This window comes from Rhizobium sp. PP-CC-3G-465, assembly GCF_004343445.1.
Taxonomy (GTDB): domain Bacteria; phylum Pseudomonadota; class Alphaproteobacteria; order Rhizobiales; family Rhizobiaceae; genus Ferranicluibacter; species Ferranicluibacter rubi.
In genome coordinates this window covers 1491534-1508620 of sequence record NZ_SLYH01000001.1, presented here as the reverse complement: position 1 = coordinate 1508620, position 17087 = coordinate 1491534, and the positions used below count along the sequence as shown (strand labels likewise).

Below are 17087 nucleotides of genomic sequence, written 5' to 3'. Positions count from 1 at the left end.
TTCGTTGGAAGGAGGGACATGGGGCGGAAGCCTTGAGGGTCAACCGGTTGGATCGACCTTCATACGCCTCAGCGATTGCCGAGCTTCAGGCCCGGTGCCGGTCTTTCGTCGAGGATCTGCCGGCGAAACCGGAAGAGCGCGGCCGGGCGTCCGCCCGTCGCGCTGGTCGTCATGCCGGTCGGCTCCACGAGCGATGCGCCCTCCACCAGCCGCCGAAAGTTCTGCTTGTGCAGATGCCGCCCGGAGATCGCCTCCACCGCGTTCTGCAAGTCCGTCAGCGTAAAGTCCGGCGGCATGAGTTCAAAGATGACCGGCCGGTATTTGATCTTCCCCCGCAGCCGTGCCACGGCGGTGGCGACGATCCGGCGATGGTCGTGGCGCATGGCCTGACCGACGCGTTCGTAAATCTGGCCTGCCTCTATGGCGTCGTGCCCCTGCGCGTCGCTGGCCGCCTCCGCCACCAGCCCCGCCTCGTAGAGCAGCTCGTACCGCTCCAGCACACGCTCTTCGTCGAAAGGGAAATCGTCGAGCCCGAAGGCGAGCCGGATGCGGCTGCGCCGGTTGGCAGGGTCCGCACGCTCCCAGGTGGCGAGCGCCGGCAGGATGACGCGATCGAGCACCGGGGGGCGCCCGTGCCGCCAATCCTCCCAGGGGAGGTAGATATACCATTCCCGCCAGTCGGCTCCGGCCTGCGACAGGCGCAGGGTCGTCTCCGCATCGCTGCGGGTCAGCGCGAGATAGCCGACGGAGACCATGTGCAGGCGGTCTTCGTTGGCCAGCCGCTGCCGGCCGCGGTCGCCGAAGGTGTAGAGCTGCTCGATATAGCCGAGATCGAGCGCCGTTTGCTCTTCGACACGCGCGCGCAGGCTGGTCTCGAAGGTGCGGTGTGTGGCGGGGTCGAAAGGGCCGAAGGGAAGGGCATCCCGTCCGCCATCGCCACCCTCGCTGACGACGAGAATGCGTGGTGTCCGCTCGACCATCGCGACGATGGCCGCGTTGAGCCCGATCTCGACGGTCATGCCGCCCGGCATCGGCTCACCCGGCATCGGCAGGCACCACGATAGCAGACGGGTGCGGATCGAACACGAACGGCGTGTTGCCATCGGCGTCCCTGCCGCGACCGATGCGTTTCATGGCGGTGATCAACCGGCCATTGCGACCGAGCATGGCATCGCCGATGGCGATTAGCCGGGCATTGGGCGTGGCGAAGGGCGATGCGGCGCGCAGCCGGTCGGCCAGCGCGTCGTCGTCCTGGTCGGGTGCGATGGCAAGCGCGGCGATGGCGGCGGCGGCGGGCGAGCGGGAAACGCCCATCCAGCAATGGACGAGCAGCGGCGTCTCGCGCTGCCAACCGCGCGCAAAGGCGACGATGCCGTCCACATGCTCTTCGGCGGGCGCGATCAGCTTTTCATTGCCGGCAAAGGTGATGTCGTTCAGCCCCAGCGTCAGGTGCCGGCCGGCGGCGATCACGCCCGGCCGGTGAAACGTGTGCCCGACCGCCATCAGGCTCAGCATGTCGAGACAGCCGTGCCGGACGGCCATTTCGCCGATCCGAGCCAGCGGCGAGACGATGATGACGCTCATGATTCCGCTCTTTCTGACACGCGAACGCCCGCGCGCTCCGCTTCGATCGCCTCGAACCGCGCGATGAACAACCGCTGCGCCTCCAGCGCGGGCAGGGGCTCCATCGTCAACATCTCGCAGGTAATGCCGCGCGGCTGCCCGAAGATACGCCGTGCTTCCTCCAGCGTAAAACCGGCCAGCACGGTCGCTTCGAAAAAGGCGGCGATCTGGTCGGCCTTCTTGATCCGCTCCTTCACCGCCTCGGGCGTTATCGGCGGCAGGCCGAACCGCAGGTGGATCGCGCCTTCCAGCCGCTTCTCTACCGCCTTGTAACCACCGCCGACGACGGCCTTGAAGGGGGAGATCATGTCGCCGATCACATATTCCGGCGCATCGTGCAGCAGCGCCATCTGGCACTCCGATGCAGTTGCCTTGCCATTGCGGCGAAAGATCTCCTCGACCACGAGAGAGTGCTGGGCGACGGAAAAAGCATGCGGCCCGTCGGTCTGCCCGTTCCACCGCGCCACGCGCGCAAGCCCGTGCGCGATGTCGGAAAGCTCGACATCGAGCGGCGAGGGGTCGAGCAAATCCAGCCGCCGGCCGGAAAGCATGCGCTGCCAGGCCCGTGGCGACATCAGGCGCCAGCCTCGGACGTTTCGGTGTTGGGTGAGGGTACGGGAAAAGCGAGCCCGGTCCAGGCGGGCAGCGCCAGCGCCACCTTGACCTCGCCCGCCAAGATGTCCGTCTGGCTTGCCAGCGCGTCGCCCGCCTTGTCGATCCGCACGATCGCAAGCCCCGAGCGCCCGGCCACGCTGCCGAGCGTGCCGATCGGCTTGCCGCCAGCCGTGATCGCCGTACCGGACGCCGGCAGGTCGGACATGCCCTCGACCGTCACGACCCGCCGCCGCGCCGTGCCACGGTGCTGCATGCGGGAGACGACTTCCTGCCCGACATAGCAGCCCTTGCGAAACGAAAGCCCGCCATTCTTGTCGAGAAGGATGTCGTGCGGAAAGGCGTCCTGCAACGCATAGTCGGCGCCGGACACCGCAATGCCGCCGGCGATCCGCGCGTCATCCACACGTCCCTCGGTGTCCGCGATGCCCTTGGTGCCATAGACCCGGTAGGCTGGAGCGCCCGACGTTGCAAAGCGCACGTCGAGCAGCGCGCCCTCGACCGCATCGAACGACACGGCGACATTGATCTCGGTGTCCAGAGCGAGCGTGATGGGCGCGCGGAGCTTGTAGAGCGTCAGCCGCTTCAGGAGGGCAGGCGCTTGCTCGGCGCCGGTCTCCAGCCGCAGGCCTGTTTCCGTCCGGCTCACCAGAAAATCGAACAGGATCTTGCCCTGCGGCGTCAGCAGCGCGCCGGGGCGCACCTCGTCAGCGGTCAGCTGGATGACATCGGTGGTGATCAGCGCCTGCAGAAATTCGACCGCCGTCTCTCCGGAAACGGTGACGAGGGCGCGATCTGGGACAGCGAAGAGAGACATGATCGATCCTGAAAGGGCTGACACGCCCGGCAAATGCAAAATGAGACGCGTCCCCGCTGAGAACGCTGATCTGCGCACTCTCACACAATCCTAGAAATTGGAATGGCAGGAGAGACACGACGGATCGCTAAAAGGTAGGCTCTCGCCCGGCGCCCTGCAAGCGTCTGCCGGTCCTCACACGCCATCCGGCGTCAGTCGCCGCCGATGAAGAACTTCCATTGCCCGTCGGGCGTGATGCCGATGCGGTAGAAGTTGTAGCTGCCGAATTCCTGCATGGACGCGACGTCGCCGGCCGTGACGAGGCGCATCAGGTCCACCTTTTCCGGCGGCGTCAGGCTGTCGAGAGACTTGGCGGCGAAATAGGGCCAGACATACATTTCGTCCGGCGTTCCCTTGTCGATCACGGTAAAGCCGGTAGAGAGCACGTCGAGCATGATGGCGAGAATTTCGAGCCCGTCTGCATCGCCCGAAAGACCCTTCACGGCGGCGACGGGATCGGTTTCCTCCTCGCTGTCGCCGATGGCGGTTGCCGTTTCACCCTTGCCGAGCAGCGGGCGCAGGCGCTCGATATCGCCGGAGGCGGCAGCCTCGACGATCAGCTCGCGCATCCGGGCGACGGGCTTCGGGATCTTCGAAATATCGGTCAGCACTTCGACGGGCCCGTCATCCGCCTCGGCGTCCGGCGTCTTGCCCGGATGCTGCCCCGGTGCCGGACCGTCAGCCTTTCCCTTCGGTGACTGCGCCGTCGGCTTGTTCACCAGCGGGTCGGGCATGGGGATGGCACCGGGCGCGCTCGGAGAAACCGTGTCGTCCTTGCTTGGCTCAGTTGGTGCATCCGGCTCTTCCGCCGTCGCATCACCCGGAATCGTGCGTAGCTGGCTCAGCGCGAGGGCCGGTGCCGCGGGCACGAGGCATGTCGAGGTAAGAAGGGCGGTGAACGCAAGCGCACCAAGAAGAGCGGATGGAGTCCGGCTATTCGACGAACGTGTCATGGCACTCTCGTTACTGGTGGAGCGTCCGCAAGGGGACGGGGTCCGGATCGGGCAGCCGCTATTGAAGCGAACGCTGCGGGGAAAACTCGCCGGCAAGCATGCGCTCGCGAAGCGAATTCAGCATGGCCTCGGCACTGTCCTCGCCATGCAGGCGGATCGTCTCGCGCATGGCGAGCGCGATGGCGGCATCGGCGATGATCTCCGGCTCGATTCCATCGGCCATGCCATCTGCCCAAGCTTCGTTCTGATGTTCCAGCGCCGCCTGCATCTTCTCGTGGACGATCATGTCGTCTATCTCGTTGAGGCTCTGTTCCATCGACCGTTCCATGCAATTATACGCTTTCACATCACGCCGCATCGGAATCGCGGCGGCACTTGTTACCATGGTCTTAACAAGACTAGCAGTCTTTTACCGAAACGACACGGCCCGTTCGAAAAAAGGTTAACGGAGCCCTAATTTCCGAACCGCGAGACGATTTCGGCGGCCAGTGTTGCCCCTTCGTCACGGTAGCGCTGGTCGGCCAGCACGGCGCTCGGCGTACAGCTTGTATAGACCGAGGCGAAACTGCGATAGCCCCTGTTGAAGGCGGCGGTCAGCCGCGCCTTGCGATCCGGCTCCGCGCCGGCCTCCCGGTCGATCAGCGCCTGCATGTCGGCGCGCCATTCCCCGGCCTTCACGTCCGCGCAGAGCGTCCGCAGATAGGTGACGGACCCCACGATTTCCGCCATCCGCAGAAGCCTTGCGTCATAAGGCGCGGGCTTTGCCGCATGCGCATCGGCGCTGGCTGCAGGCAGGCGTTCCGTAACCGGCTGCGCTTGGGCTGAAGACAGCGGCAGGCCGAGCACAAGGAGAAGGCCGGCAAGGGCAGGGCGCAGGGGAGTCTTGAGGGTCATGCCGGCGAAAATGCCCGTTTCCCTCGATTTCGCAAGTCCCGGCTTCCTCATCATGCCCTCGTGGCTTCCAGCTTGGCGATGCAATCACGCACGCTCGGCGGGGCCGGCAGGTCGGCGATTTCGGCGGCGGTGTACCAGCCAAGACTTGCCGCATCGTCTCCGGCGACCGCTTCGGCGTCGATATCCGCCTCGACGCGAAACACCGAGAGGAAGAAATGCCGCCCGCCCGCGCCATCCGCCGTGTCCACCGGCAGGTCGTAGGTTGCGAAGAGCACCGGCACTGAGCCCGTGATGCCGGTCTCCTCGAACAATTCCCGCACCGCCGTTTCCGCCGGCGTCTCGCCCGGCTCCGCCCGCCCGCCGGGAAAGGCGAACATGTCGGCAGATGGCGGCTTGGAGCGGCGCACGAGCAGGTAGCGACCGTTGCGCACCACGATGGCGGAAGAGGCGAGGGCAGGCGGCGGAGAGGCAGTCATGGCAGTTCCGTTATGGCGTTGCGGACGAATCGATCCTACATCAGCCGGAGGGGCGAGCGCGATCGAATGCAGGCCGCGACGCCCCGAGAGTTCGGCGAGGATAAGGGATCGACATCATGTGCGGACGCTATGCTCTGACGGTCAAGCCCGAGGGACTAGAGGAGGCGCTGGCCGTCATCGACGCCGGTGATTTCCCGCCGCGCTACAATATCGCGCCGACGCAGCCGATCATCGTCGTCACCGCCGCCGACCGCACCGATCCGCGCAGCAACACCCCGCCGCGCCGGACCGCGCTCGTGCGCTGGGGCTTCCTGCCGGGCTGGGTCAAGGACCCGAACGATTTTCCGCTTCTCCTGAACGCGCGCGCCGAGACGGCCATCGAGAAGGCCTCGTTCCGCGCAGCCATGCGTCACCGTCGCGTGCTCGTGCCCGCATCGGGTTTCTACGAGTGGCGGCGCTATCCCAAGGACAGCGGCCTTCCATCGCAAGCCTACTGGATAAGGCCGAAATCCGGCGGCATCGTCGCTTTCGGCGGACTGATGGAAACCTGGGCCTCTGCCGATGGCTCGGAGATGGACACGGGCGCGATTCTCACGACCCGCGCCAATGCGGCGATGGCCTTCATCCACGATCGCATGCCGGTGATCATCCGGCCCGAAGACTTCGCCCGTTGGCTCGATTGCAAGACGCAGGAGCCGCGAGACGTCGCCGATCTGATGGTGCCGGCCGATGACGACCTGTTCGATTTCGTGCCGGTCTCCGACGCGGTCAACAAGGTCGCCAATACGACGCCAGATATTCAGACGCCTGTCAGCGTTACCGAGTCAGCGCACACGTCGACCAAACCGGGCAGGAACAAGCCTGCATCCGCAGGGCCGCCAGACGATGGCGACGGCCCACAGCTCTCGCTGTTCTAGTGATGGAATCGAGGGCAAGCCCTGCCGTGGCGAGCGATCAGTGCTCGCGCCAGTCGCGAATGCGATCGGCAACCTTTGCCGGCTGCGCCGCTGCCTTGGGCTTCTGGTGCAGCGCTGCGGCAGCCACGGCCTTCAGGCCGAGCGGACGGTAGCGGTCGATCAGCGTTTCGTTCTTGGCAGCGGCTTCAGTCGTGTCCGTCTTGCGTTCCGTCATGTCACTCTCTCCTGATAATGATTCCGTCCCGGGTCGGGTCCTGCTTGGGTGAAACCGTCGCTTGACGATCACAACCTGCAGCACCTCGTTCGTTCCCGGAGAACCGAGCGTCTCGCGTTGTCCCCGCAAGCTCGAATCTCCTGAAATTCTGCGGCTTTCAAACGTTTGAATCATGACAAATTCATGTCCATCCTGCGAGCTTTTTGCGAGCAAAAACATGCTGCAATGCAACCGGATGGATGCTGCGATGCGGCGAGTTTGTCGGTTTGATATGACCCCTCGGCCCAACGGGCGGACCCCCTTGACCCAAGGGGTGGGCCCCTTGACCCCAGGCGCGAGAACAGCGATAAAGCCGCCATGAAAACGGACACCTGCATTTTCTGCGGCTCGATTATTCGCTAGCGCTTGCCGCTGGCCCTTTCCGTTTCGTCTCCTTACCCAAGACCAAGATGACAACGCGAAGGCCGGCAGGCCGGCGCGCGCGATCTGCGGCGGCCATTCGCCGGATCGACCGTTCGGGACAAACGACAAGGGAGACGATACGCATGACGGACGTGCCGGCACTGAGGCTCTACAATACGCTGACGCGCGAAAAGGCCGATTTCTCGCCGATCGATGCTGCCAATGTCCGCCTCTATGTCTGCGGCCCGACCGTCTACGACTTCGCGCATATCGGAAATGCGCGCCCGGTCATCGTGTTCGACGTCCTCTTCCGCCTGCTGCGCCATCTCTATGGCGCGCCGAACGTCACCTATGTCCGCAACATTACCGACGTGGACGACAAGATCAACGCGCGCGCGCTGCGTGACTTTCCTGATCTACCGTTGAACGAGGCGATCCGGGCCGTCACGGAGAAGACCGAGACACAGTTCCGGGACGATGCGCGCGCGCTCGGTTCGCTGGAGCCGACCGTCCAGCCGCGCGCCACCGAGAACATCGCCGAGATGATCACGATCATCGAGGCGCTGATCGCGCGCGGGCACGCCTATGTCGCGGCTGGCGAGGTGCTGTTCGACACGACCTCGATGGCCGATTACGGCGCGCTCTCGCATCGCAATCTCGACGAGCAGCAGGCCGGCGCCCGCATCGCCGTCGATGCGCACAAGAAGAGCCCCGGCGATTTCGTGTTGTGGAAGCTGTCCTCCGACAACGAACCCGGCTGGGACAGCCCCTGGGGCCGCGGCCGTCCGGGCTGGCACATCGAATGCTCCGCCATGAGCCACCGCTATCTCGGCGAGACCTTCGACATCCACGGTGGCGGCCTCGACCTCATCTTCCCGCACCACGAGAACGAGATCGCCCAGTCGCGCTGCGCCCACGGCACGAAAAATATGGCCAACGTCTGGATGCACAATGGCTTCGTGCAGATCGAAGGCCGCAAGATGTCGAAGTCGGACGGCAACTTCGTCACCATCCACGACCTGCTGCACACGGAAAACTTCGGTGGCCGGAGGTGGCCGGGCGAGGTCCTGCGCCTCGCCATGCTGATGACGCAGTATCGCCAACCGATCGATTTCAGTCTCAAACGGCTGGAGGAGGCACAAGGCATCGTGCGTCGCTGGGCCGACGCCAAGGTTCGGGTCGCCGCTCTTCTGGCTGAAAGCTCGGAAGTGCCCGTTTGGACCTTGCCGCAGGATAGCCCGATCCTCGATGATCTCAACCTCTATCCCGTCATCACCGGCATGAACCAGCTCGCGACCGACGCGGTGAAGGGCGATCCGGCTGCTGCTGCCGCTTTCCTCGGGCTACTGGATCTGATGGGTTTCGAGGCGATCGAGCATCTCAGCCAGCAGGCGACCGATCTGGACCTCAGCCTTGCCGACGAGGACAAATGGGCCGGCGTGACGCAGCGGATCGAGGAACGGCTGGCGCTCCTGAAGGCCCGGAACTTCACTGACGCCGACCGCATCCGGGATGAACTTCTTGCAGACGGCATCCAGCTGAAGGACGGCAAGGACCCGCAGACCGGCGAGCGGGTGACGACTTGGGAGGTCAAGCGCTAGAGGCTGCTGGAGCAGCCTTGCGTTGAGCGCTCGATCGGCATGGGATGCGGAATGGGTGGAATCGCCGGATCGGCCGGCGAGACGCGACAATGGACGTTGAGTTGCGGGAGGAGAATGCGATGATCTGTCCGTTCATGCGATACATGCGCACGAAGACTCAGAGTGTGAGCGACCGGCGTTACACCTTTGACGCATCAGGTCTTTCCAGCATTCCATACCAGAAGAGGACCGCATCATGACGATGGATGTACACTTCGGCGGCTGCCAGTGCGGTGCCGTGCGCTTCCGGGTGGAAGGCACGCTCGACGACGCCTCCGTCTGCCATTGCCGCATGTGTCAGAAGGCATTTGGTGCGTATTACGCGCCACTCGTCTCCGTGCGCGGACTGGATTTTCGATGGACGCGCGGCGAGCGGAAATCTTTCCGCTCCAGCAATGTCGTGTCGCGTGGCTTCTGCGGCGATTGCGGTACACCTCTGACGTACGAGGCGCCAGACGGTATGGCAATCGCGGCTGGAGCCTTCGATGATCCATCCGCCTTTGTCCCCAGCACACAGTTCGGCACCGAGGCGAAGATCGCATTTGTTGATCATTTACATGAGCTGCCGGGTCACCCTACGGAAGAGGACCTCGACGATGCGCCCTTCCTAGATGGTCTCGTTTCCTACCAGCACCCCGACCACGAGACGGACCAATGGCCGCTAGAGGAGAGACCGCAATGAACGACGATGCTAGAACAGGCGGCGAAAGAACAGGCGGCTGCCAGTGCGGCGCGGTGCGCTTCCGGATCAAGGGCACGCTCGGCCGCCCGTCGATCTGCCATTGCCGCATGTGCCAGAAAGCCTTCGGCGGCTTCTTCGGGCCACTGGTCACTACCCCCGAAAACGGCCTGAGCTGGAGCCGCGGCGAGCCCGCCTGGTTCCAGTCGTCCATCAACATTTCCCGCGGCTTCTGCGCGTCCTGCGGCACGCCGCTGGCCTATCGCCATCCCGGCGGGCTCGAAATCGCCATCGGCGCCTTCGACGACCGCACCGATCTCGCGCCGCAGATTCAGGTCAATGTCGAGGCCCGCATCCCTTGGGTCACCACCATCTTCGACCAGCCGGTGCATGGCGATCCCGACTATTACGCCCAGCAGGAATCCGTCATTTCCTTCCAGCATCCCGATCACGATACGGCCGACTGGCCGACTCACGGATTGAGCCTATGACCTCCGAACACGATACCGACAACCTGCGCGGCCTCTATCCGCCGATCGAAGCCTACGCCTCCGGCCATCTCGATGTGGGCGACGGACATTCGATCTATTGGGAACGTTCCGGCACACCGGGCGCCAAGCCCGCCGTGTTCCTGCATGGCGGCCCCGGCGGCACCAGCGGCCCCAACCACCGCCGCCTGTTCGATCCCGCGCTCTACGACGTGCTCCTCTTCGACCAGCGCGGCTGCGGCAAGTCCACGCCGCATGCGGGCCTCGAGGCGAACACGACCTGGCATCTGGTGGCCGACATCGAGCGTCTGCGCGAGATGGTCGGGGTCGACACATGGCTCGTCAACGGCGGCTCCTGGGGCTCGACGCTGGCGCTCGCCTATGCCGAAACCCACCCGGAGCATGTCTCCGAACTGGTGCTGCGCGGCATCTACACGCTGACCAAGGCCGAACTCGACTGGTACTACCAGTTCGGCGTGTCCGAGATGTTCCCCGACAAGTATGAGCGCTTCGTCGCACCCATTCCGCCGGAAGAGCGCCACGAGATGATGCAGGCCTATTACCGCCGCCTGACGGGCGACGACATGGCGCTGCGTCGCGAGGTGGCCAAGGTCTGGAGCACGTGGGAGGGCGAGACGATCACGCTCCTGCCGCAGCCCGACACCAGCAGCAAGTTCGCCGAAGACGATTTCGCCGATGCCTTCGCCCGGCTGGAAACACACTACTTCGTGCATGCAGGCTGGATGGACGAGGGCCAGCTCGTGCGCGATGCCCACCGTCTCCACGGCATCCCTGGCGTCATCATCCAGGGCCGCTACGACATGCCGTGCCCGGCGAAATACGCCTGGGCGCTGCACAAGGCCTGGCCGCAGGCGGAATTCCATCTGGTCGAAGGCGCCGGCCACGCGATGAGCGAGCCCGGCATCCTCGACCGGATGATCCGCACCACCGACACCTTCGCCGGCAAGGAAGCCTGACCCATGAAGCGCGAGCGCATCTTCCTCTTCGACACCACGCTGCGCGACGGCCAGCAGACGCCCGGGGTCGATTTTTCCGTCGAGGACAAGATCGCGATCGCCTCTATGCTCGACGATTTCGGCATCGACTATGTCGAGGGCGGATATCCCGGTGCGAACCCGACCGACACCGCCTTCTTCGCAAAGCGCCGCACCCGCAACGCCCGCTTCGTCGCCTTCGGCATGACCAAGCGCACCGGCGTCTCCGCCGCCAACGATCCGGGCCTTGCGGGTCTGCTGCAGTCGGCCAGCGACACGATCTGTCTCGTGGCGAAAAGCTGGGACTATCACGTCGCGGTCGCGCTCGGCTGCACCAACGAGGAAAACCTCGACAACATCGCGGCCTCTGTGGACGCCGTTGTGATGAGCGGCCGCGAGGCCATGGTCGATTGCGAGCACTTCTTCGACGGCTACAAGGCGAACCCCGATTACGCGCTCGCCTGCGCCAAGACTGCTTATGATGCCGGTGCGCGCTGGGTCGTGCTCTGCGACACCAATGGCGGCACGCAGCCGGAGGAAATTCGCACGATCGTCGCCTCCGTCATCGCCGCCGGCATCCCCGGCGACCGTCTCGGCATCCACGCGCACAACGATACAGGGCAGGCGGTGGCCAATTCGCTGGCCGCGGTCGAGGCCGGCGTTCGCCAGATCCAGGGCACGCTGAACGGCATCGGCGAGCGCTGCGGCAATGCCAACCTCGTCACCCTCATCCCGACGCTCGCGCTGAAGGATGTATATGCCAGCCGCTTCGAAACGACCATCGACACCGACCGCCTGCAGGAGCTGACGAAGCTCTCCCACGCCTTCGACGAGCTGCTGAACCGCTCGCCCGACCACCAGATGCCCTATGTCGGCGCCTCCGCCTTCGCCACCAAAGCGGGTATCCATGCCTCCGCACTGCTCAAGGACCCGCGCACCTATGAGCATGTGACGCCGGAGAGCGTCGGCAACCTGCGCAAGGTCATGGTGTCGGACCAGGGCGGCAAGGCCAATTTCATCAATGCTTTGAAGCGCCGCGGCATCGTGGTCGGCAAGGACGATCCGCGCCTCGACAGACTGATCACCATCGTCAAGGAACGCGAGGCGACGGGCTATGCCTATGAAGGCGCCGATGCGAGCTTCGCCATCCTCGCCCGCCGCATCCTTGCCCACGTCCCCGATTTCTTCCATGTCGAAAGTTTCCGGGTCATGGTCGAGCGCCGCTTCGACGCCAACGGCCAGCTGAAGACCGTGTCGGAAGCCGTCGTCCGCGTTCTGATCGACGGCGAGGAAACCCTCTCCGTCGCTGAAGGTCACGGCCCGGTCAACGCGCTCGATCTCGCCCTGCGCAAGGATCTCGGCAAGTATCAGCACGAAATCGCCGATCTCGAACTCGCGGACTACAAGGTCCGCATCCTCAACGGCGGCACGGAGGCCATCACCCGCGTCCTCATCGAATCCACCGACGCCACCGGCGCCCGCTGGTGGACCGTCGGCGTCTCCGACAACATCATAGACGCTTCGTTTCAGGCTTTGATGGACAGCATCGTGTTCAAGCTGCTGAAGAACCGCGACGGCGCGGTGGCGGCTGCGGCGGAGTAGATCAGTCTTCGGAAACGCGAAGATCGCGGCCGCGATGAAATATGCGAATGATGGTCACTTGCTCGTCCTTCACCTGAAAGACGATGCTTGCCCGGCGGCGAAAACCGACGACACGGAGTCCAGGTCTGAGGTCTTCTCTTGAGAAACCATGCTGTGGAAACAGTGCAAAGCCCAGGCAATGGCGATGAATGTCACTCACATACTTGAAGGCAACGGCATATCCGGCTCGGGGTGCAAGGTAGTCGAAGAGTTCCGTCAGATCGGCGTTGGCTTCCGGCGTGAACTGGACAGGCAGATCGCTCACGGCTTGTCGTTGAAATTGGACCTGTCGATATGGTCTTTGATCGCCGCCCAGGAGGCATCCGCACTCATCGCGCGACCCGGCTCCCGTGCAAGCGCATCAACGGTCGGCAGAACCTCGTCATGCAGCCAAGTTTCGAATGCCGCGTCCTGTATGGCGATCGTCATGAGGCCTTCGCGGAACACATCGCTCTCTGTCGCATATTCGCCAGAGGCGACCTTCTCCTTCACAAGCATTGCCATTTCGTCCGGAAGAGTGATGCGAAATGCCTGCATGTCCTCGGCTCCTTTGAGGTTCTGCAAATATTCTATCGCATGACGTCTGAAACGGAAATTGGTTTTGCAGACGGTCGCGTAGCGGCGAAAAAACGGGGTACGGCAGATCGTAGGTCTTGTGGATCAAGTCTCACAACACCAGCCGGAACCGCGCGAACCCGTCCGCACCATCCCCAGCATCCTCGATCTTTGCCGCCTTGACTTGGCCCAGCAGCAGCCGCGCTTTCGGGCCTGTCTCGAACAGGGCCGTCGTCCCGGGCAGGGGCTTGAAGCGCCAGTTGGCGTCGGCCGTCGGGTTGATCGTGCCCTGGTCGTGGATGTAGCGGACGATGACGTCGCGGTTGGTGTCGGGGGCGGCGAAGACGACCTTGTCGCTGGCGATGTCCGGGAACTTGCCGCCGCCGCCGGCGCGGTAATTGTTGGTGGCGACCACGAATGTCTGTGCGGGATCGATGGGTTGGCCGTCGAATTTGAGGTCCGTGATCCGGTGTGCAGCCTCATCGGCCAGCTTGCCGTCCGTATCGAAACGCGCCGGCTGCAACAGGTCGATCTCGTAAGTCACGCCGTCGATGACATCGAAATTATAGGACGGGAAGCCGATGCCCAGCAGTGGCTGGTCCTTCTGCCCGGGCGTCAGGCGATTGAACATGCCGGCCGACATTTCCAGCCAGTTCTTCACCTGCGCGCCGGTGATGACGACGGCCTGCACGGTGTTGGGATAGAGATAGAGATCGGCGACGTTCTTGATGGCGATGTCGCCCGCGGGAACGTCGGTATAGTAGTCGGCACCGCCGCGTCCGCCGGCCTTGAAAGGGGCTGCGGCCGAAAGCACGGGCAGGTCCTTCCATGCCGTCTCCTTCAGCATGTCCTTGATGTACCAGGTCTGCGCCTGTGAAACGATCTGCACGGAGGGGTCGTCGGCCACCAGCGCGAAGTAGGAGTAAAGCGGCGCCGAGGTCTTGCCGACGGGGGTGCGGACATAGGCGAGGGTCGCTTCATGTTCGGCCTTGGCGGCGGTCAGCACGTCGGCGCGGTCGTTGACGTCGGCCACGACCTTCTTGTCCTCGCGGTGGTAGATCGGCCGGGCCTCGGTGGTGAAATCGACGACCTTCCAGCTCTTGACGTCCTTCTCCAGCAGCAGATCGATCAGCCCGAGATGCGAGCCCCAGAAGCCCGCCATGACGGCCGGCTTGCCCTGCAGCGTGCCTTTCACCGGGTCCACGCCCGCAATGCCATCGAAGCTCTTCGGTCCGGGGAACACCAGATGCTGGTGCCCGGTCAGCACGGCATCGATGCCTTCCACGCCGGCGAGATAGAGAGACGCGTTTTCCATGCGGTCGGTCTGCCCGCTGCCGTCGATGCCGGAATGCGACAGTGCCACGATGATGTCGGCGCCGTCCTCCTTCATCACCGGCACCCAAGCGCGTGCGGCTTCCACGATGTCGCGCGTCTGCGCCTTGCCTTCGAGGTTCTTCACGTCCCAGAGCATGATCTGCGGCGGCACGAAGCCGATCAGCCCGATCTTCAGCAGGCTCGTTGCGCCACTGCCGTCCGTCACGGTCTTCTCAACGATCGTATAGGGCTTGAAGAACAGCACGTCCTTGGTCGGGTCATCGGCCAGCGTCCCCTTCGTCAGGTTGGCGCACACGTAAGGGAAATTGGCGCCCGCCAGCGCCTTCGCCATGAAGTCGAGCCCGTAGTTGAACTCGTGATTGCCGAGCGTGCCCGCCTCGTAGCCGAGCAGGTTCATGGCCTTGATGACGGGGTGGACGTCGCCCTCCTTCAGGCCCTTCTGGTAGGCCATGAAGTCGCCCATTGGGTTGCCCTGCAGGAAGTCGCCATTGTCGACCAGCAGGGTGTTGCCCGCCTCGGCGCGGATGGCGTCGATGATCGAGGCGGTGCGCGAGAGACCCAGCGTCTCGTTCGGCTTGTCGCCGTAATAGTCGTAAGGGTAGACGTGGACGTGGATGTCGGTCGTTTCCATTAGACGCAGATGCGCCTGGTTGGCGCTGGCATGCGCGGCGAACGGATGCAGCATGACGAGCCCGGAGGCTGACGCAAGCCCGCCGAGGAAGGTGCGGCGTGTTACCGCCATGGCTGCGGGACGGGAGGTGGGGAGGAAGGGCGCTGAGGGGGAGGACATGACGTTCCTTTCGTGCCGGATCACTTCGTAGCGACCATATACCAAAAGACGGGCTTGGCGACCTTCGGACGGATGGCATCGGCTCATCGTGGACGCGCGAACCGCAATCGGAAATCTCGCAGGCAAAAGCGACGGTCGTGTGTCACCAGAATTCGTCGATGGTTCAGGGAAATGAATTGGAGCGGCATCGCCTTTTCGCGTAAGCCGCGCCTTGAAGCGACATGCGCCACGCGGGCTTTACCTTCCGCGCGACGGGAAGCGTGCAGGCAGGGGCGCAGAGGCCGGAGGAGGGCCGCGACATGGCTGATAGGACAAGCGAGCCGCTGGCGACGACCGGCGCCGTGCCGACGGCCGTCGTTCCCGGCAACGGCGACAGCCCGCGCGGTTTCCTGCTCGCCGCCATCGCCTATGCCTGCTGGGGCTTCCTGCCGTTGTTCATGAAGGGCATCGGCCATATTCCGGCCGCCGAAGTGGTCGCGCATCGCATCGTCTGGTCCGTGCCGCTCGTCGGCGCGTTCATCCTGTGGCTCGGCCGGACCGCGGATCTGAAAGTCGCGCTGCGCTCGCCGCGCATGCTGGCCATGGCGGCGCTGACGGCGACGCTCGTTACCTTCAACTGGGGCATCTATGTCTGGGCCATCAGCGTCGGGCGAACGCTGGAGGCGGCGCTCGGCTACTATATCAATCCGCTCTTCTCGATCTTCCTCGGCGCCGTGCTGCTGAAGGAAAAGTTGAACCCGGCGCAACTGGTCGCCATCGGCTTTGCGGTCGCCGCCGTCGCGATCATCGCCGTGGATGCCGGCGGGCTGCCCTGGGTGTCGCTCGGGCTTTGCGTGTCCTGGGGGTTCTACGCCTTTTTCCGCAAGACCTTGCCGGTGGGGCCGAACCAGGGCTTCTTCCTGGAGGTCATGCTGCTCTCCGTGCCGTCGCTCGCCTATATCTTCTATCTGGAAAGCTCCGGGCAGGGGCATTTCACCGATACGGGCATCGCGGATGTGGTGTGGCTCATCTCGTCCGGCGTCGTCACTGCCGTGCCGTTGCTGTTTTATGCCAACGGCGCCAAGCTGCTGCGCCTCTCCACCATCGGCATCATGCAGTATATCGCGCCCAGCATGGTGTTCCTCATCGCGGTCTTCGTCTTCCGCGAGCCGTTCGGCATGGTGAAGCTGATGGCGTTCGGGCTGATCTGGATGGCGCTGGTGATCTATACGGGCTCAATGCTCGTGGAAAGCCGGAACGCCCGACAGGCGGCAGCTGCTCTGAAGGCCTGATCCGGCAACGGTTAGCCGCAATGTGAGCCGCCTGTTTAAAGCGGCTGCACGTTACAGCTTGTCGATGATATCGCTCTCGCCGCCGCGATCGACCGTACCGGCCCAGTGGGCTTTCAGCGCGGGCACCACTTCATCCGGATCGTCGATGACCAGCGGCTGCACGAGATGCGCGGTGTGGATGAAGCCGCTATCGGCCATGTGGTGGATCAGCTTCATCAGCGGGTTCCAGAAGCCGTTGATGTTGACGAGCACGATCGGCTTGCGGTGCCGTCCGAGCTGCGCCCATGTCATGATCTCGACAATCTCCTCCAGCGTGCCGATGCCGCCCGGCAGCGTCACGAAGGCGTCGGCACGCTCGAACATCTTGTGCTTGCGCTCGTGCATGTCGGCCGTCACGACCAGTTCGCTCAACTGACCGAGCGAGTGCCGGGTGGCCTCCATATCGATCAGGAACTGTGGTATGATGCCGGTCACGCGGCCGCCATTGGACAGGACGCCGCTCGCGACGGCGCCCATGATGCCCTTGGTGCCGCCGCCATAGACCAGATGCATATGATGCTCTGCGATGGATTTGCCGAGCCTGCGGCCCGCATCCATGAATTCGGGCTCACGTCCGGGCTGGGAACCGCAATAGACGCAGATGGATCGAATCGGAACAGTTTGATCACTCATAGGGGAAGCAGACATCCGGTCCTGCACCGCGTCAAGGTACGGAAGAGGCAAAACGTGTAAAAAGGCACGCACGA

At 64.1% G+C, this 17087-nt stretch carries 20 protein-coding genes; 7 read left to right on the top strand and 13 right to left on the bottom strand.

Features of this window, described 5'->3' with window-relative positions:
* Positions 1–68: 68 nt before the first annotated feature.
* From C8J33_RS07075 to C8J33_RS07040, 8 genes are all read right to left on the bottom strand, one after another.
* Entirely contained in the window at positions 69–1046 is a 978-nt protein-coding gene (locus tag C8J33_RS07075; protein ID WP_132664482.1) for an NUDIX hydrolase, read from the bottom strand.
* On the bottom strand, positions 1036–1584 hold the full coding sequence (locus C8J33_RS07070) for a tyrosine phosphatase family protein (protein WP_132663552.1): 549 nt from the start codon (positions 1582–1584) through the stop codon (positions 1036–1038). Before C8J33_RS07070 ends, C8J33_RS07075 begins: the two co-directional genes overlap by 11 nt.
* On the bottom strand, positions 1581–2201 hold the full coding sequence (locus C8J33_RS07065) for an HD domain-containing protein (protein WP_207904027.1): 621 nt from the start codon (positions 2199–2201) through the stop codon (positions 1581–1583). Before C8J33_RS07065 ends, C8J33_RS07070 begins: the two co-directional genes overlap by 4 nt.
* Positions 2198–3052: a YgfZ/GcvT domain-containing protein gene (locus tag C8J33_RS07060; protein WP_132663550.1), complete on the bottom strand. Its 855-nt coding sequence runs from the start codon at positions 3050–3052 to the stop codon at positions 2198–2200. The genes C8J33_RS07065 and C8J33_RS07060 overlap by 4 nt, the downstream gene beginning before the upstream one ends.
* 191 nt (positions 3053–3243) lie before the next feature.
* The gene (locus C8J33_RS07055; RefSeq protein ID WP_245507077.1) at positions 3244–4044 is read right to left on the bottom strand and encodes a hypothetical protein; all 801 of its coding nucleotides are present in this window, start codon (positions 4042–4044) and stop codon (positions 3244–3246) included.
* Between the two features lie 58 nt (positions 4045–4102).
* Positions 4103–4372, bottom strand: a complete 270-nt coding sequence (locus C8J33_RS07050; protein ID WP_092932990.1) for a hypothetical protein — start codon at positions 4370–4372, stop codon at positions 4103–4105.
* Between the two features lie 125 nt (positions 4373–4497).
* Entirely contained in the window at positions 4498–4938 is a 441-nt protein-coding gene (locus tag C8J33_RS07045) for a TIGR02301 family protein (protein WP_132664480.1), read from the bottom strand.
* 50 nt (positions 4939–4988) lie between these two features.
* Positions 4989–5414 (bottom strand): NUDIX hydrolase, encoded by a 426-nt coding sequence (locus tag C8J33_RS07040; protein WP_132663549.1) that lies wholly within the window; start codon positions 5412–5414, stop codon positions 4989–4991.
* A 116-nt stretch (positions 5415–5530) separates the two neighbouring features.
* Here C8J33_RS07040 and C8J33_RS07035 point away from each other — a divergent pair, with 116 nt between their 5' ends.
* Positions 5531–6331 carry an SOS response-associated peptidase gene (locus C8J33_RS07035; protein ID WP_132663548.1) on the top strand — a complete coding sequence of 267 codons (801 nt, stop codon included), beginning with the start codon at positions 5531–5533 and terminating at the stop codon, positions 6329–6331.
* A 37-nt stretch (positions 6332–6368) separates the two neighbouring features.
* On the opposite strand, the gene C8J33_RS26985 is transcribed toward C8J33_RS07035, so the two are convergent.
* On the bottom strand, positions 6369–6545 hold the full coding sequence (locus C8J33_RS26985; protein ID WP_165929750.1) for a hypothetical protein: 177 nt from the start codon (positions 6543–6545) through the stop codon (positions 6369–6371).
* A 545-nt stretch (positions 6546–7090) separates the two neighbouring features.
* Here C8J33_RS26985 and cysS point away from each other — a divergent pair.
* From cysS to cimA, 5 genes are all read left to right on the top strand, one after another.
* Positions 7091–8548 (top strand): cysteine--tRNA ligase, encoded by a 1458-nt coding sequence (gene cysS / locus C8J33_RS07030; protein ID WP_165929749.1) that lies wholly within the window; start codon positions 7091–7093, stop codon positions 8546–8548.
* A 241-nt stretch (positions 8549–8789) separates the two neighbouring features.
* Positions 8790–9269 (top strand): GFA family protein, encoded by a 480-nt coding sequence (locus tag C8J33_RS07025; protein WP_110800078.1) that lies wholly within the window; start codon positions 8790–8792, stop codon positions 9267–9269.
* Complete coding sequence (locus tag C8J33_RS07020) at positions 9242–9757, top strand: GFA family protein (RefSeq protein WP_422037649.1); 516 nt, start codon at positions 9242–9244, stop codon at positions 9755–9757. The genes C8J33_RS07025 and C8J33_RS07020 overlap by 28 nt, the downstream gene beginning before the upstream one ends.
* Positions 9754–10731 carry a prolyl aminopeptidase gene (gene pip, locus C8J33_RS07015; protein ID WP_132663547.1) on the top strand — a complete coding sequence of 326 codons (978 nt, stop codon included), beginning with the start codon at positions 9754–9756 and terminating at the stop codon, positions 10729–10731. The genes C8J33_RS07020 and pip overlap by 4 nt, the downstream gene beginning before the upstream one ends.
* A 3-nt stretch (positions 10732–10734) precedes the next feature.
* A complete protein-coding gene (cimA, locus tag C8J33_RS07010) occupies positions 10735–12351 on the top strand; it encodes a citramalate synthase (protein WP_132663546.1) in 1617 nt (538 codons plus the stop codon).
* A 1-nt stretch (position 12352) separates the two neighbouring features.
* Here cimA and C8J33_RS07005 read toward each other — a convergent pair whose 3' ends face one another.
* The 3 genes from C8J33_RS07005 to C8J33_RS06995 all read right to left on the bottom strand — a co-directional run bounded on the left by C8J33_RS07005 (position 12353) and on the right by C8J33_RS06995 (position 15022).
* The gene (locus C8J33_RS07005) at positions 12353–12655 is read right to left on the bottom strand and encodes a type II toxin-antitoxin system RelE/ParE family toxin (RefSeq protein ID WP_245419935.1); all 303 of its coding nucleotides are present in this window, start codon (positions 12653–12655) and stop codon (positions 12353–12355) included.
* Positions 12652–12927 (bottom strand): ribbon-helix-helix domain-containing protein, encoded by a 276-nt coding sequence (locus C8J33_RS07000; protein ID WP_110800076.1) that lies wholly within the window; start codon positions 12925–12927, stop codon positions 12652–12654. Before C8J33_RS07000 ends, C8J33_RS07005 begins: the two co-directional genes overlap by 4 nt.
* 130 nt (positions 12928–13057) lie before the next feature.
* The gene (locus C8J33_RS06995) at positions 13058–15022 is read right to left on the bottom strand and encodes a bifunctional 2',3'-cyclic-nucleotide 2'-phosphodiesterase/3'-nucleotidase (protein ID WP_132664478.1); all 1965 of its coding nucleotides are present in this window, start codon (positions 15020–15022) and stop codon (positions 13058–13060) included.
* A 347-nt stretch (positions 15023–15369) separates the two neighbouring features.
* Here C8J33_RS06995 and rarD point away from each other — a divergent pair, with 347 nt between their 5' ends.
* Positions 15370–16341 (top strand): EamA family transporter RarD, encoded by a 972-nt coding sequence (gene rarD, locus C8J33_RS06990; RefSeq protein ID WP_132663545.1) that lies wholly within the window; start codon positions 15370–15372, stop codon positions 16339–16341.
* A gap of 51 nt (positions 16342–16392) precedes the next feature.
* Here the strand turns inward: rarD and C8J33_RS06985 are convergent, their stop codons facing one another.
* Complete coding sequence (locus tag C8J33_RS06985) at positions 16393–17013, bottom strand: TIGR00730 family Rossman fold protein (RefSeq protein WP_110732643.1); 621 nt, start codon at positions 17011–17013, stop codon at positions 16393–16395.
* Positions 17014–17087: the final 74 nt, after the last annotated feature.